Genomic DNA, 15,426 nt, shown 5'->3' with positions numbered 1-15,426 from the left:
GACGGCGCGCCGCATCGATACCTGCCGACCGCCAAAGGATGACGCGATGAGCGAGACTGCCACCGCCGAAGGGCCGCGCAAGCCCGATACGCTCCTCGACGTCATGCCGACGGTCTTCGTGGCCCTCGGGGGCACGGGCATGGAGATACTTCTGCGCCTGCGCCGCCGCATCCTTCAGGCGGACTGGTCGGGACGCAGCATTTCGAGCCTCGACGAGTTTCCGCCGGCCCGCTTCGTCTACTTCGACACCGACACGGCCGAGGCGCGCGAAAGCGGCCGGGCCGGGGCGACGGACATCATGGCGGCGCGCGTCGCCTTCTCGAAGGGCGGCGAGACCATTCAGAAAAAGGTCGATGTCGGCCACTACATGACGGAGATCGAGAACTACCCGATCATCCGGGAATGGTTGCCGCAGGGCGACCTCCACCGGATCGACACGGAAAAGGGTGCAGGCCAGATCCGTTCGATCTCCCGGCTCCTGTTCTTCGACGAATACACCAACTTCATCAATCTGGTGCGCACGCAGGCGGACCGGGTCACGCAGAACGTCACGAACGAATCCATCCTGCGCAGCCTCGGGTTGAAGACCGGCACGAAGCTGCGCGTCGTCGTCGTCGCCTCCAGCGCGGGCGGCACCGGCTCGGGCGCCTTCATCGACGCGGGCTACGCGCTGCGGTCGCTGCGCACGCCGAAGATCGACCAGCTCGACCTCTTCCTCATGCTGCCCGGCGGCTATCGCGACGCCAACAAGGACCGCGTCTTCGCCAACACCTACGCGGCTCTGTCGGAGCTCGAATACGCCATGCGCGGCACGAGCGATCCGGCCTATACCCAGCGCTGGACGGATTACGACAAGCCCCTGCCGGAGGTGAAGACGCCCTATAACGACGTCTTCCTCTTCGACCGCCAGAACATCGCCGGCCAGCAGACGGGCGAGAAGAACGACATTTTCGATATGGTCGCCGACATTCTCTTCGAGGATTTCGGCTCCAGCGACTTCGCGCGCCGCAAGCGGTCCGTTGCCGTCAACCAGCAGCAGCACAAGCTCGGCAGCTACGTGCCGAACCTGCCGGGCTGGCTGAAGGACGGCCTCTTCTTCTCGCGCGGCTATTCCGCGATCGGGCAGACGACGCTGATGTCGAAGGCGAGCGTGCAGGTGGAGGAGCACCTGTCGCGCAACAACGCGGCCATGGTGAAGAGCTTCTTCGGCATGGCGCTGGCCGGCGGCGGCGCGCGCCAGCCGACGACCGAGGAGCGCGACGCCTTCCTCCGCGATCGGCTCGGCGTCAAGCTCAAGGCCTTCGTCGACGACTACGACCGGCGGGCCTCCTTCGAGCAGGCGCCGATCGCCGATTTCGAACTCGTCGATCTCCTGTCGCGCCGCGAGGACAAGAGCTCCATCGCCGACATGCTGGCGCTCGAGATCGAGCAGGATTTTGTCGGCATCCAGGCGCGCATTCCCGACCATAAGGCCTGGGAGGCTGAGCTTCGCCGGATCGTCGAGCTGCGCGTGCGGGACGTGGACGGGCGCGTCGGCCAGAGCGGGACCTACGGGCCGAAGGGGGCCGAGATCGCCAAGGCGCGCGAGCGGCTGGAGACCTTTCTCCTCGCCAAGGGCGTGCAGGACGGGAGCCTGCGCGCCACGCTCTACCAGATTCTCGACGATCAGGAGCGCGGCGGCCTCGAATACACGATCGGCCTCGTCAGCGAGATCAAGCGGCGGCTGGACGAGCCCGGCCAGGGTTCGATTGCCCGGTTGACGCTCGCCGAGGAGGCCTATGCCCAGCGCGCCAACCGACTGACCTCGCAGCAGGTCCAAGCCTCGATCGACCGCCTCCAGCAGGCCGCCTCGGGGAACATCCTCACCGGCGGCGGGCGCAAGGCCAGCGAGCGCTATCTCAACCAGGTCCGCGAGGATCTGACCGCCGCCCTCCAGGCGCGCCTGCGCTCGATCGCCTGCAAGGAGGCGATCACGCTCCTGCGGACCGCCTCGGCCTTCCTCGGCGACCAGCAGGGCATCGACGATGCCGGCGAGACGATCTGGACAGGGCTCATCGGCGAGTTCCAGACCGGGCGCAAGCGCGTGCGCGGCCTCGTCGCCGTCATCGACGCCGACACGGCCAAGCTTCAGGACGCGCTGAAGCGCGGCGACGGCGGCACGTTCTTCGTCCTCAAGGATTCCGGCATCGAGCTGGCGCAGGAGAGCACCCAGAATCACATCGCATGGGCGCGCGAGGCCTTCGAGAGCGTCGGCGGCTCGCGGGAGATCTTCGCCAAGCTCGAGACCGACGACGGGCGCATCGAGATCCTCGGCCTGCTCCGGGCGGTCACGAACCGCCGGCTCGGCGGCCAGCGCGCGCGCATTCCCTCCGTCACGGATGCGCTTCGCCAGTTGCCGCAGATGGAGCAGCGCCGGCTGCTCGATCTCCTGATCGTTCGCGCGATGCCTTGGATCTACACCGATTTCAGCCGCGGCTTTCGCCCCGAAAACGAGCGCTACAAGATGTTCATCGCCGTCGATGGCGTCGAGGGCTTTCGGGAGGAGTTCAACAGCGTGGTGCTGTCGCGCCTGCCCGGACAGTCGGGCCTCACCTCGGTCTCCTACGAGGAGTCGGGCGTTCCGGGGCGGATCGTCTGCTATTGCGAGCTGTCCGGCTTTCCGCTCGATGCCATCGCGCCGATCCGTTCGGAATGGCGGCCGTCCTATCTGCGCGAGCAGAACAAGCCGGACGGGCTCCCGCTCCACAATCACAAGGACGATCTGAGGTTTCCCGATCCGCTCGTGCCGACCAATGCCGAGCTCGACCTCCTGCGCGAACGGATCGAACTGTTCCTCAAGGGCGTCTTCTTCGGTGCCCTGCGCTTCAACGAGAGACGCGGAGCCTACGAGATCGAGATCGGCCGCAATCACTGGGACCCGGTCGGCGACGAGAAGCACCTGCGGCGCAGGGGCTTCCAGACGGGGCAGCAGTCCAAGCTGCTCGACAGCATCGCGCGCGTCGAGGACGGGCTGACCTCGGCTCAATATGTCGGGCTCGCGGCGCTGGCGCGTTGGTTCGCCGAGCGCGTCTACACGCCGAGGCGCTTCGAATCCACCGAGCGGGGGCCGACCATCCGCCGGGGCGGCATCGGCAACCATGTCTGCCTGCGGATGGAGGCCGAGTTCCTGCAGCGCGCTCGGCGCACGGCGGGCGAGGTGCCGCTGGGCGTTGCCGAGGACGAGGCCGCGGACCGCGTCTTCAAGACGATCGAGCGCTGGACCACGACGATCTTCGGCACGATCGGGGATGTCGAGGATACCGAGGTCGGCCGCAATCCCGACGATCCCGCCGATCTGCGCGCGACGCACAAGCGGACGCTGAACTGGCCGGCCTTCTCGGATGCGTCCCTTCGCTCGCTGATCGCCGGCGAGAGCGTTCCGGCAGCGGCGGCTTCGATCCCCTCGGCGATCCAGCCGGCGTCGTTCGCACCGGCGGCGCCCGCCGGCTTCCCGCCGCCGCCACCCGTCGCAAGCGGGCGGTTCTGGCTCTTCAACTCGGAGGGCCAGGTCGTCGGCCCCTACGATCTCTCCGCCTTCGAGATGCTGGCGCAGCTCGGCCAGCTGAAGAGCGAGATGATGGTCTGTCCCGAGGGCAGCTCCGCCTGGGTCTCCGCCGCCGGCGTTCCACAGCTCGCCCGTCTCCTGCCGAGCGCCGCCGGCGCTTCGGTCGCACCGCCTCCGCCGCCTCCGCCGCCTCCGCGACCCTGACAGGGTCGTAAGTTTCGTCCGCCTTCCATTTCGCAACCCAACAGAGATCCGACCCATGCTGGCTCATCGCGCATCGTTCCTTCGCATCACGGCCCTCGCCATGTCCCTTGCCACGCTCAGTGCCTGCCAGACGGGCCAGGGGGTCGGGCAGAACACCGTCGTCGGCGCCGGCGCCGGCGCGCTGATCGGTGGGGTCGGCTGCGCGCTGGCCGGCGGAAATGCCACCCAGTGCGCGCTCATCACGGCGGCCGGCGCCGTCGTCGGCGGCACGATCGGCGCGCAGATCGACGCGCGCGATCGCGAGCGCCGTCAGGCCGCCCTGATGGAGGCGATCCGCGACGAGGAATACCAGGACCAGCAGGCCGCGCGCTCGAGCATCGGAGGCCAGAATCGCGCCGCCCCGCGCGCCGCGCCCAAGCAGGTCGCCTGGAACAATCCCGACACCGGCAATCGCGGCACGATCACGCCGCTGCGCGGCGTCGTGAAGAACAAAGAGTGCAAGGTCATGAAGGAGACCTACTTCAAGGACGGCGAGCCGATCTCCGACGAGACGAAGCTCTGCCGCCAGGCCGACGGCAGCTGGAAGTGAGGCAGACGACGAGGCTCATGAGAGGGCTGGCAGGCTTGGCGGGATTTTGTCTCGCCGGGCTTGGCGAGGCTGGAGCGGCCGAGCGCGCGCCCTCCCTGCAGGACATGGTCCGTGCGGTCGAGCGGGCTCCCATGGAGAAGGGCTCGTCGGCTGTCGGAAGCGGGTTCTTCATCTCGCCGAACCATGTTCTGACCAGTGCTCATGTCCTCGTCGGATGCAGGAACTTCGCCGTCACCAACGGCCGGATCGGAACGATGAACGCGAGGCTGGAAGCTTCGGAGCCGCGCCGCGACTCCGCCGTCCTCATCGTCGAGGGGGCGGCGTCGCGCCATCTCGTCCTCGGCCGGGCGCCCGCGCCGCGGCCGGGAGACGGAATGACCATCGTCGGCTTTCCCGTCGATCGCGTCGGCGGCCGGCGGCCCGTCACCTATGCCGCCACGTTTCACGGCGCGACGCTCGACGAGGCCGGCATTCCGGTCTTGGAGCTCGATGCCGATATCGTGGCCGGCGCTTCCGGCGCTCCGGTCTTCGACAAGGAACGCCGGCTTGCCGGTATCGTCGTCGGCCGTCTCGACAGGCCGCCGCGCGATGTCGTGGCGCTTTCCCACACCGGCCTTTCCGACCGGATGCGGCGCTTCTTCGCGCAGCCGCCGACGGGCGCGCCAGACCTTGGAACAGCATTGCAGGCGTCGAGCCCGGAGGATGCCGTCGTGAAGATCCGCTGCCAATGACCGCGCTTCGCTGCCTTGCCGCTTTTCTCTTCCTTTTCTCTGCCTCGACGGTGCGGGCCGAGGAGGAACTGACGTCGGACCAGTGGAGCGATGTCGTCGGTTTCGTCGACCAGACGCTGAGCACCGCGCGGTCGGGATCGGACAATTCCCGCTCCTTCGGGCGCGACGTCGCCATCAACGTCGTTCCGCAGAAGGCGGTGTCCCGGTCGACCGGGGAGATCTGCGGCGCAGGCTGCTACGATCCCTGCCGCGGTTTCGAGCTGACGGTCACGCGAGACGACGGGCGGGCGATCTACGAATATTCCGGCCGGCGCTGCGCCAGCTCCGCCGATTTCTCGACTTGGCGCTCCGACGGCTCGATCTCGCTCGATCGTGTGCGGCGCTCCGGGCCCGATCCCGATCTCATCCAGCGCGCGGCCTCCTACCTCGCCGCGCTCGCCTATCTGCCGGACGAGTTCGGCACGCCCGATGCCGACAGGACGATGGCGGCCCTTAGCGAGTTCCGCCGCGACGCGCAGACGCAGCAGGCCGACAACGGCGACATCACGCCCGCCGATATCGGCGCCCTGCGCACCACGGTGGAGCGATCGAACCGCACAGGCACCTGTGCCGCCGAGCCTAGAACGCGCTTCGCCGCCTGCGGGTCCTCGTCGTTCTGAGACAAGCGGCCCCGACAAGGACCGCTGGCCTCCCGCGCCAACCGACATGGCATGGCGGCGGCCGATGCCATTCCACCGACGGGAAAGAGCGCCGCCGCCGTCAGGTGCCGAGCAGCGCCTCTCCCCGGAATCGGGGGCCGAATTCCGCTGCCTGACGCCGGATGAAGTCCGCCAGGATGCGGATGCGGGGGGCGGCGGCGAGGTCTTCGTGGACGCTCATCCAGTAGTCGCGCTCCAGATGAAGCTCGCGCGGCAGGATGGGCACGAGATCGGCGTGACGGGATGCGATGAAGAAGGGCAGGATGCCGATGCCGAAACCGGCCAGGGTCGCCTGAAGCTGGGCCTGGATGCTGGAGCTCTGATAGCCCGCGCGCATGCCCGGCAGGATCTCGGACAGATAGTCGAGGCCCGGCGTGAAGATCATGTCCTCGACATAGCCGATGAGCGGATGGAGGTTCACCTCCGCCCGCGTGCCGATCGGACCGTGCCGGGCGAGATAGTCGCGCGAGGCGTAGAGAAAGAGGCGGTAGCCCGCGACGCGCTCGCTCGTGTAGGGGCCGGCGCTCGGCACGTGCAGCGTCACGGAAAGGTCGGCCTCGCGGCGCGATAGGGAGACGATCTGCTGGATCGTCACGAACTCCACGAGAAGACCGGGATGGGCGCGGGCGAAGGAGGGCAGGCGTTCGGCCAGGAAGAAATTGCCGAAGCCCTCCGGCGTCGAGAGCCGGGCGACGCCGCGCGCCCATTCGCCGGCGCCGAGCATCGTCTCCCCGAAGCTTTCCACCTCCCGCTCCATGCGCTCGGCATGGGCGACGAGGCGCTCGCCGAGAACGGTCAGCGTGTAGCCGCGCGAGGAGCGCTCGAAAAGGCGCATGGACAGCGCCTGCTCCAGCCGGTCGATCCGGCGGGACACGGTGACATGGTTGCTGCGCAGCCGGCGCGCGGCGGCCGAGAGCTGGCTCGTGCGGGCCACGGCCAGGAAGTGGCGCAGGTCGTCCCAGTCGAACCGCATACGGCGTCCTCAGCATCGTGTCCCTGTGCATTTTCGTACAATGGCTGTACGAAAAACGCCATTCTGATGCATCTTCCTTGGTGTTAGCCTTTCCCTGTCGCCGCCGTTCCGCTGGGAGGCCGAAGGGCGGCGAGGGCTTTTAACGCGCGCGAACGACGGGCGGAAAAGCGGGGAGGACGATCACGGCCGGTCCATCCGATGCCGCCTTGACCCTTGCGGATCGCAGGACGGGGGCGCGGAGACGATGCCGGCCCTGCGACGTCCCGAGACGCGATCGATGGATTGGGCGAAAGGGAGAGCGATGACGATTTCCGGCAGACTGAAGGGCATGTTCCTGGCAGGCGCGGCCACCGCGCTGGCGGCGGCCGCGGCGATGCCTGCCGCGGCGCAGGAGGTCTCCGACGATATCGTCAAGATCGGCATCCTGAACGACCAGTCCGGCGTCTACGCCGATTTCGGCGGCCGCTGGTCCTTCGAGGCCGCCAAGATGGCGGTCGAGGATTTCGGCGGCACGGTGCTCGGCAAGAAGATCGAGGTGATCACCGCCGATCACCAGAACAAGCCCGACATCGCCTCCAACATCGCGCGCCAGTGGTACGACACCGAACAGGTGGATGCCATCATGGAACTGACGACCTCCTCCGTGGCGCTGGCCGTGCAGGGCCTGTCGAAGGAGAAGAAGAAGATCAACATCGTCACGGGCGCCGCGACGATCGACCTGACCGGCAAGGCCTGCAGCCCCTACGGCTTCCACTGGGCCTACGACACGCACGCGCTGGCCGTCGGCACCGGCGGGGCGCTGGTGAAGCAGGGCGGCGACACCTGGTTCTTCCTCACCGCCGACTACGCCTTCGGCTATTCGCTGGAGGAGCAGACCTCGAACTTCGTCAAGGAAAGCGGCGGCACGGTTCTCGGCTCCGTCCGCCATCCGCTGTCGAACACCGACTTCTCCTCCTTCCTGCTCCAGGCCCAGTCCTCGGGCGCCAAGGTGATCGGCATGGCCAATGCCGGCCTCGACACGGCCAATGCGGTGAAGCAGGCGGCGGAGTTCGGCATCGTGGCGGGCGGCCAGCGGCTCGCCGCGCTCCTCTTCACCCTGTCCGAGGTCCACGGGCTCGGCCTCGAAGCCGCGCAGGGCCTGTCGCTGACGGAAGGGTTCTACTGGGACCGGGACGATGAATCGCGTGCTTTCGGCCAGCGCTTCTTCGAGCGCACGCAGCGCATGCCGAACATGATCCATACCGGCACCTATTCGGCGGTGCTGCAGTATCTCAAGGCGATCGACAAGGCCAAGACCGACGCGACCGAGCCGGTCGCCGCCGCTCTCCACGAGATGCCCGTCGACGACGTCCTCGCGCGCGGCGGCAAGGTCGCCAAGAACGGCCGCATGATCTACGACATGTATCTTCTCGAGGTGAAGAAGCCGTCCGAGAGCACCAAGCCCTGGGACTATTTCAAGGTTCTGGCGACCGTGCCCGGCGACACGGCCTATCTCGACCCCGCCAAGAGCAACTGCCCGCTGGTCACTCCGTAAGCGCCGGCATGAGCACCGCCATCCCATCTGCAAGCCCCGGCGTCCTGGCAAGGGCCGCCGGGGCCGCCGAGCCCGGCCGGACGCTCGCCAAGGGCGAGGCCGTCCTGTCCTGCCGGGGGCTCCGGCGCGACTTCGGCGCCTTCACCGCGGTCAACAAGGTCGATCTCGACGTCGGGCATGCCGAGGTCCATGCGCTGATCGGGCCGAACGGGGCGGGCAAGACGACCGTCTTCAACCTTCTGACGAAATTCCTGCAGCCGACCTCCGGCACGATCTCGCTGATGGGCGAGGACATCACGAAGACGGCGCCGGCCAAGGTCGCGCGCATGGGGCTGGTGCGCTCCTTCCAGATCTCGGCGACATTTCCGCATCTGACCATCCTCGAAAACGTCCGCGTCGCGCTCCAGCGGCAGAGCGGGCTCGCCGTCCAATTCTGGCGCCCGCTCTCGAGCCTCGACCGGTTGAACGCGCGCGCGATGGAACTGATCGAGGCCGTGGGTCTCACGGAAGCGCGCGACCGCCCGGCGGCCAGCCTCTCCTACGGGCGCAAGCGCGTCCTCGAGATCGCGACGACGCTGGCGCTCGAACCCAAGGTTCTGCTCCTTGACGAGCCGATGGCGGGCATGGGGCACGAGGACGTGGAGGTCATCGCCGCCATCATCCGGGAGGTCGCCAAGAGCCATGCGGTGCTGATGGTGGAGCACAATCTGAAGGTCGTCGCCGATCTCTGCGACCGCGTCACCGTGCTCCAGCGCGGCGAGATTCTGGCGGCGGGCGACTATCGCACCGTCTCCACCGACCAGCGCGTGCGCACGGCCTATATGGGAACCGACCATGTCTGACGGCGGCAAGCCGCTTCTCGCCGTTCGCGGCCTCAATGCCTGGTATGGCGAGAGCCAGGCGCTGCACGGCGTCGATCTCGACATCTTTCCCGGCGAGACCGTGACGCTGCTCGGGCGCAACGGCGTCGGCAAGACGACGACGCTGCGCGCCATCATGGGGCTTCTCTCCAAGCGCAGCGGCACGCTCCTCTTCGAGGGCCGCGATCTCCTGAAGGTTCCGCTCCACCGCGTGGCCAAGCTCGGCATGGGCTTCGTGCCGGAGGAGCGCGGCATCTTCGCCAGCCTCTCCGTCGAGGAAAACCTCATGCTGCCGCCGATCGTGGCGCCGGGCGGCATGAGCGTGGAGGAAATCTACACGCTCTTTCCCAATCTGAAGGAGCGGCGCCAGAGCGGCGGCATGCAGCTATCCGGCGGCGAGCAGCAGATGCTCGCCATCGCGCGCATCCTGCGCTCGGGCGTCAAGCTCCTGCTTCTCGACGAGCCGACAGAAGGGCTCGCGCCGGTCATCGTCCAGCGCATCGGCGAGATTCTCCAGGTGCTGAAGGCGCGCGGCATGACGGTGCTGCTCGTCGAGCAGAACTTCCGCTTCGCCGCCAAGGTCGCGGACCGCTTCTACCTCATGGACCACGGGCGCGTGCTGGACGGCTTCCCCGTCGGCGAGCTGCCGAGCCGGATGACGCAGATGACCGAAACGCTGGGAGTTTGACCGGGATGACGATGATCTTCGGCGTTCCCGTCCAGGCCTTTCTGGGGCAGCTTCTCGTCGGGCTGATCAACGGCTCCTTCTACGCGATGCTGAGTCTGGGCCTTGCCATCATCTTCGGGCTCCTGCGCATCATCAACTTCGCCCATGGGGCGCAGTACATGCTGGGCGCCTTCGTCGGCTATCTCTTCCTCTCGGTGACGGGCATCGGCTTCTGGCCCTCGCTGATCCTCGCGCCGCTCGTCGTCGGCCTGATCGGCGCGGTGGTGGAGCGAGTCGCGCTGCGCCGGCTCTACGATCTCGATCCGCTCTACGGCCTTCTCTTCACCTTCGGCCTCGCGCTCGTGATCGAGGGCACGTTCCGCTATTATTACGGCGCCTCCGGCCAGCCCTACGCGCCGCCCCAGCTTCTGTCCGGCGGCACCAATCTCGGCTTCATGTTCCTGCCGAACTATCGCGGCTTCATCGTCGTCGCCTCGCTTCTCGTCTGCCTCGTCACCTGGGCGCTGATCGAGAAAACGCGGCTCGGCGCCTACCTGCGCGCCGCGACCGAGAACCCGCAGCTGGTGCGCGCCTTCGGCATCAACGTGCCGCTGCTCCTGACGCTGACCTACGGGTTCGGCTCGGGCCTTGCCGGGCTCGCCGGCATCCTGGCGGCGCCGATCTATCAGGTGAGCCCGCTCATGGGCACCAACATCATCATCACGGTCTTCGCGGTCGTCGTCATCGGCGGCATGGGTTCGATCGGCGGCGCCATCGCGACCGGCTATCTGCTCGGCCTCTGCGAGGGGCTGACCAAGGTCTTCTATCCCGAGGCGTCCAACATCGTCGTCTTCGTGATCATGGCCGTGGTGCTTCTCATCCGCCCGGCCGGCCTGTTCGGGAGGACGGCATGACGAGCGTTGCGGCAACCGGCGCGGTGCGGGAGCGTCCGGCCTCGAACGGGTTGAGGCTCGGGCTTCTCCTCGTCGCGGTCGGGCTGCTCGCGGCGGCGCCCTTCTTCTTCTACCCGATCTTCCTCATGAAGATCCTCTGCTTCGCCCTCTTCGCGGCGGCCTTCAACCTGCTTCTGGGCTATACCGGCCTTCTCTCCTTCGGCCATGCCGCCTTCTTCGGCAGCGCGGCCTACGTCACCGCCTACACGGTCAAGGAATGGGGGCTGACGCCGGAACTCGGCGTCGTCGTGGGCGCCGCGGCCGCGGCCGCCCTCGGCCTCGTCATCGGTGCGCTGGCGATCCGGCGGCAGGGCATCTACTTCGCCATGATCACGCTCGCCCTCTCGCAGATGGTGTTCTTCTTCTGCCTTCAGGCGCCCTTCACCGGCGGCGAGGACGGGCTGCAGGGCGTGCCGCGCGGGCGCTTCCTCGGCCTCGTCGATCTGGCCGACCCGATCGCCATGTACTTCTTCGTGCTCGCGACCTTCCTCGCCGCGATCTTCGCGATCTACCGGATCGTCAACTCGCCCTTCGGCACGATCCTGCGCTCGATCCGCGAGAACGAGAGCCGCGCCATCTCGCTCGGCTATTCCGTCAACGCCTACAAGCTCTCCGCCTTCGTCATGTCGGCGGCGCTGGCGGGCGTGGCGGGCGGCATGAAGGCGCTCGTCTTCCAGTTCGCGACGCTGACCGACGTGACGTGGCAGATGTCCGGCGAGGTCATCCTGATGACGCTGCTCGGCGGCATCGGAACCATGCTCGGGCCGGTCGTCGGCGCGGGGCTCGTGGTCGCCATCCAGAACAGCCTCGCCACCTCGGCCTTTCCCGTCACGGTGATCACCGGCGTGATCTTCATGGTCTGCGTCCTCCTCTTCCGGCGCGGCCTCGTCGGCGAGTTCCTCGCCTCCCGTCTCGGGCGGCGCTTCGGCGGCGGCGAGGGCGGTTGATCCGATGCAGGATAGTTACGATTACATCGTCGTCGGGGGCGGCACGGCGGGCTGCGCGCTCGCCAACCGCCTCTCGGCCGATCCCGGCGTCTCTGTTCTCCTTCTGGAGGCGGGCCGGCGGGACAATTACGCCTGGGTCCACATCCCCGTCGGCTATCTTTTCTGCATCGGCAATCCGCGCACCGACTGGTGCTTCCAGACGGAGGCCGAGGCGGGGCTGAACGGGCGGGCGCTCGCCTATCCGCGCGGCAAGGTGCTGGGCGGCTGCTCCTCGATCAACGGCATGATCTACATGCGCGGCCAGGCGCGCGACTACGACATGTGGCGCCAGATGGGCTGTGCCGGCTGGGGCTGGGACGACGTGCTGCCGCTCTTCAAGCGCTCGGAGGACTATTTCGCCGGCGCCGACGAGATGCACGGGGTCGGGGGAGAATGGCGCGTCGAGCCGCCGCGCCTGCGCTGGGACATTCTCGACGCCTTCCGCGCCGCCGCAGAGGAGGCCGGCATTCCGCCGATCGAGGACTTCAATCGCGGGGACAACGAGGGCTCCTCCTACTTCAAGGTGAACCAGCGCCGGGGCGTGCGCTGGAACACGGTGAAGGCCTTCCTGAAGCCCGCGCGCCACCGGCCGAACCTCGAGGTCGTGACGAGCGCCCATGTCCGCCGGCTGGCGATCGAGGATCTGGCCGTGCGGGGCGTCGAGTTCGAGACCGGCGGCGAGGTGCGCACCGTCTCCTGCCGCCGCGAGGCGATCCTCTGCGCCGGGGCGATCGGCTCGCCGCACGTCCTGGAACTTTCCGGCATCGGGCGCGGCGAGGTGCTGGGCGCCGCCGGCATTCCGCTCGTCGCCGAGCGCCGCGACGTCGGCGAGAACCTGCAGGACCATCTGCAACTGCGTTGCGCCTACAAGGTCAGCGGCATCCGCACGCTGAACGAGCGGGCGAGCTCGCTGCTCGGCAAGGCGTCCATCGCGCTCGAATATGCGCTGACGCGGTCGGGCCCGATGTCGATGGCGCCGAGCCAGCTCGGCGTCTTCACCAAGTCCGATCCCTCCTTCGAGACGGCCAATCTCCAGTATCACGTCCAGCCGCTCAGCCTCGACAAGTTCGGCGAGGGCGTCCACACGTTCCCGGCCTTTACCGCCAGCGTCTGCAACCTGCGCCCGGAGAGCCGCGGCAGCGTGCATGCGGGCGCGCCGGACCATCGGGTCCAGCCGGCGATCCGGCCGAACTATCTCTCCGCCGAGGCCGACCGGCGCGTGGCCGCCGACGCCATCCGCCTGACGCGGCGCATCGTCTCCCAGGCGGCGCTGCGGCCCTACCACCCGGAGGAGTTCAAGCCGGGACCGGCGTTCCAGAGCGAGGAGGACCTCGTCGCGGCCGCCGGCGAGATCGGAACGACGATCTTTCATCCCGCCGGCACCTGCCGCATGGGCGCCGACGAGGGGTCCGTCGTCGATCCCGAGCTTCGCGTGCGCGGCCTTCGAAACCTGCGCGTGGCGGATGCCTCCGTCATGCCCGCCATCGTCTCGGGCAATACCAATTCGCCGACGCTGATGATCGCGGAGAAAGCCGCCGATCTGATCCGGCAGTCCTGGCGCTGACGGCGCCGTTTCCCCGAGCCGGCCCCCGCTGGAGAATCCGACATGAGCTCGACCCGCATCGCCTTCATCGGCCTCGGCAATATGGGCCGGCCGATGGCCCTGAACCTTGCCCGAGCCGGCCATGGCGTGGCGGGCTTCGACGTCTCGGAGGGCGCGCTCGGCGCGGCCCGCGCGGAGGGCGTTCCGCTCGCCGCCTCGCTCGGCGAGGCCGTCCGCGACGCCGAGGTCGTGATGACCATGCTGCCGGCGGGGGCGCATGTGCTCTCGATCTGGCAGGAGGCGCTGCCGCATCTGGCGCCGGGAACGCTGCTCGTCGACTGTTCCACGATCGACATCGAAAGCGCGGGGCGCGCGCACGAGCTGGCGGCGGAAGCCGGCTTCGCCTCGCTCGACGCGCCCGTTTCCGGCGGCACCAAGGGCGCGGCGGGGGGAACGCTGACCTTCATGACCGGCGGCGACGAGGCCGCCTTCACACGCGCGCGGCCTTTGCTGGAGGCCATGGGGTCGAAGATCGTGCATTGCGGCGGGGCCGGCGCGGGGCAGGCCGCCAAGATCTGCAACAACATGATCCTCGGCGTTTCCATGATCGCGGTCGCGGAGGCCTTCGTGCTGGCGGAAAAGCTCGGCCTGTCCGCCCAGGCGCTCTTCGACGTCGCCTCCACCTCCTCCGGCCAGTGCTGGTCGCTCACGACCTACTGCCCCGTGCCCGGCCCGGTGCCGACCTCGCCCGCCAACAACGACTACCGGCCGGGCTTCGCCGCCGGTCTCATGCTGAAGGACCTGCGCCTTGCCAAGGCCGCGGCCGAGGCCGGCGGCGTCGCGACGCCCCTCGGGCACCATGCCGAGGCGATCTATGCCGCCTTCGCCGAGGCGGGCCAGGGCGACGTCGACTTCTCCGGCATCATCCGCCACCTGCGAGACGCCGGCTCCTGACCGATTGCCCCTTTGCGCCGCGCGGCTTAATCCGGTTGCGACATGTGGGGGCGGGGCGGGGCGGGGCGACGGCGACATGGACGAGACCAGACGCGAGACGACCGAGCGTAGCGCCGCGCTGCCGGCCATGCGCCAAAACCGCCTGATCCATCTCCTCGACGAGCGCGGGCAGTTGACCGTCACCGAACTCGTCGCGCTGCTCGACGTCTCGCGCGACACGATCCGGCGCGATCTCGACGGTCTGGAGAAGCGCGGGCTTCTCGTGCGCACCCATGGTGGCGCCGTGCGCAACGACCGGATGGTGCGCGTGGACACGACGCTCGGCCAGCGCATGGACGAGCATAGCGACGCCAAGCTGCGGATCGCGCGGGCCGGCGCGCGGCTGGTGCGCGACGGGGAGACGCTGATCCTCAACGGCGGATCGACGACCTGCTACTTCGCGGGCGAGCTTTCGCGGCACCGCGACCTCACGCTCGTCACCAACAATCTGCGCATTCCCCCCGTCGTCTCGGATGCCAGCGTCCGGGCGCTGCAGATTCTCGGCGGTGCCTATTGGTCGGTGTCGCAGGTGACGATCGGCGCGGTGGGTTTCCCGAGCGTCGCGGGCATCCGGGCGGATACGGCGGTCATCGGCGCGGCCGCGCTCTCGGCGGCCGGCCCCTCGGTCGGGCGCCTGGAGGAGGCGGTGGCGACGGCGGCGATGATCGACATCGCCGACCGCACCGTTCTCCTCGTCGACAGCTCCAAGTTCGACGCGGAGGCCTTCGCGCGGATCGCCCCGCTCGAGCGCATCCAGCATCTCGTGACCGATGCCGAGCCGACCGGCGCACTGCGCGAGGCGCTGGCCGGCGCGGATGTGCAGATCACCGTCTGCTGACGGAGAAGCCGGGAACGGCCTTGGCGAAGCCGGACGGTGGCCGCTGACGTCGGCCAGCGGTTGCGTCTCTGTGCGCGTTTCTTCAAATCCAGCGCCAAAGAATGCGGCTTTATGCGCTATTCTGCTTGACGGGCGTCCAAAACGAGGCAGACTGCGCCTCGACCATAAGAGACCCGCGGACGACGAGCCGCGGGTACGGGGAGGTGGACATGTCGAAGTCCGAAGCCGGCGCTTCCGGCGGCGAGCCGACGCTTGTCGATCTCCTTTCATGAGACGAAGCCCTTCGACCGGCGCGACACCGACGCGGCGATCG

The 15,426-nt window shown here is 68.4% G+C and carries 13 protein-coding genes; 12 read left to right on the top strand and 1 reads right to left on the bottom strand.

Features of this window, described 5'->3' with window-relative positions:
* Positions 1–46: 46 nt before the first annotated feature.
* From ASG62_RS01725 to ASG62_RS01710, 4 genes are read left to right on the top strand one after another with little or no spacing between them, the layout of a single operon-like run.
* Positions 47–3,748, top strand: a complete 3,702-nt coding sequence (locus ASG62_RS01725) for a tubulin-like doman-containing protein (RefSeq protein WP_056694407.1) — start codon at positions 47–49, stop codon at positions 3,746–3,748.
* Positions 3,749–3,803: 55 nt separating this feature from the next.
* Positions 3,804–4,337, top strand: coding sequence for an RT0821/Lpp0805 family surface protein (locus ASG62_RS01720; RefSeq protein WP_056694409.1), 534 nt, complete (start codon positions 3,804–3,806; stop codon positions 4,335–4,337).
* Positions 4,338–4,354: 17 nt separating this feature from the next.
* On the top strand, positions 4,355–5,068 hold the full coding sequence (locus ASG62_RS01715; protein ID WP_082537176.1) for a S1 family peptidase: 714 nt from the start codon (positions 4,355–4,357) through the stop codon (positions 5,066–5,068).
* The gene (locus ASG62_RS01710) at positions 5,065–5,727 is read left to right on the top strand and encodes a hypothetical protein (protein ID WP_056694414.1); all 663 of its coding nucleotides are present in this window, start codon (positions 5,065–5,067) and stop codon (positions 5,725–5,727) included. Before ASG62_RS01715 ends, ASG62_RS01710 begins: the two co-directional genes overlap by 4 nt.
* A gap of 100 nt (positions 5,728–5,827) precedes the next feature.
* Here the strand turns inward: ASG62_RS01710 and ASG62_RS01705 are convergent, their stop codons facing one another.
* Positions 5,828–6,739, bottom strand: coding sequence for a LysR family transcriptional regulator (locus ASG62_RS01705; RefSeq protein WP_056694416.1), 912 nt, complete (start codon positions 6,737–6,739; stop codon positions 5,828–5,830).
* A 328-nt stretch (positions 6,740–7,067) separates the two neighbouring features.
* Between ASG62_RS01705 and ASG62_RS01700 the strand changes: the two genes are divergently transcribed.
* The 8 genes from ASG62_RS01700 to ASG62_RS01665 all read left to right on the top strand — a co-directional run bounded on the left by ASG62_RS01700 (position 7,068) and on the right by ASG62_RS01665 (position 15,113).
* On the top strand, positions 7,068–8,273 hold the full coding sequence (locus ASG62_RS01700) for an ABC transporter substrate-binding protein (protein WP_056694955.1): 1,206 nt from the start codon (positions 7,068–7,070) through the stop codon (positions 8,271–8,273).
* An 8-nt stretch (positions 8,274–8,281) separates the two neighbouring features.
* Entirely contained in the window at positions 8,282–9,115 is an 834-nt protein-coding gene (locus tag ASG62_RS01695) for an ABC transporter ATP-binding protein (RefSeq protein ID WP_056694418.1), read from the top strand.
* Positions 9,108–9,821: an ABC transporter ATP-binding protein gene (locus ASG62_RS01690; protein WP_056694420.1), complete on the top strand. Its 714-nt coding sequence runs from the start codon at positions 9,108–9,110 to the stop codon at positions 9,819–9,821. Before ASG62_RS01695 ends, ASG62_RS01690 begins: the two co-directional genes overlap by 8 nt.
* Before the next feature lie 5 nt (positions 9,822–9,826).
* A complete protein-coding gene (locus ASG62_RS01685; protein WP_056694422.1) occupies positions 9,827–10,714 on the top strand; it encodes a branched-chain amino acid ABC transporter permease in 888 nt (295 codons plus the stop codon).
* Positions 10,711–11,700, top strand: a complete 990-nt coding sequence (locus tag ASG62_RS01680; RefSeq protein ID WP_056694424.1) for a branched-chain amino acid ABC transporter permease — start codon at positions 10,711–10,713, stop codon at positions 11,698–11,700. Before ASG62_RS01685 ends, ASG62_RS01680 begins: the two co-directional genes overlap by 4 nt.
* A gap of 4 nt (positions 11,701–11,704) precedes the next feature.
* Positions 11,705–13,303 (top strand): GMC family oxidoreductase, encoded by a 1,599-nt coding sequence (locus ASG62_RS01675; protein ID WP_056694426.1) that lies wholly within the window; start codon positions 11,705–11,707, stop codon positions 13,301–13,303.
* Positions 13,304–13,345: 42 nt separating this feature from the next.
* Positions 13,346–14,236 carry a 3-hydroxyisobutyrate dehydrogenase gene (gene mmsB / locus ASG62_RS01670; RefSeq protein WP_056694428.1) on the top strand — a complete coding sequence of 297 codons (891 nt, stop codon included), beginning with the start codon at positions 13,346–13,348 and terminating at the stop codon, positions 14,234–14,236.
* A 76-nt stretch (positions 14,237–14,312) separates the two neighbouring features.
* Positions 14,313–15,113, top strand: coding sequence for a DeoR/GlpR family DNA-binding transcription regulator (locus ASG62_RS01665; RefSeq protein ID WP_056694430.1), 801 nt, complete (start codon positions 14,313–14,315; stop codon positions 15,111–15,113).
* The last annotated feature ends 313 nt before the right edge of the window (positions 15,114–15,426 follow it).

This window comes from Aureimonas sp. Leaf427 (genome assembly GCF_001425485.1).
GTDB lineage: Bacteria > Pseudomonadota > Alphaproteobacteria > Rhizobiales > Rhizobiaceae > Plantimonas.
The sequence above is the reverse complement of the archived record's forward strand: the minus strand, read 5'-3'. Positions and strand labels throughout refer to the sequence as shown.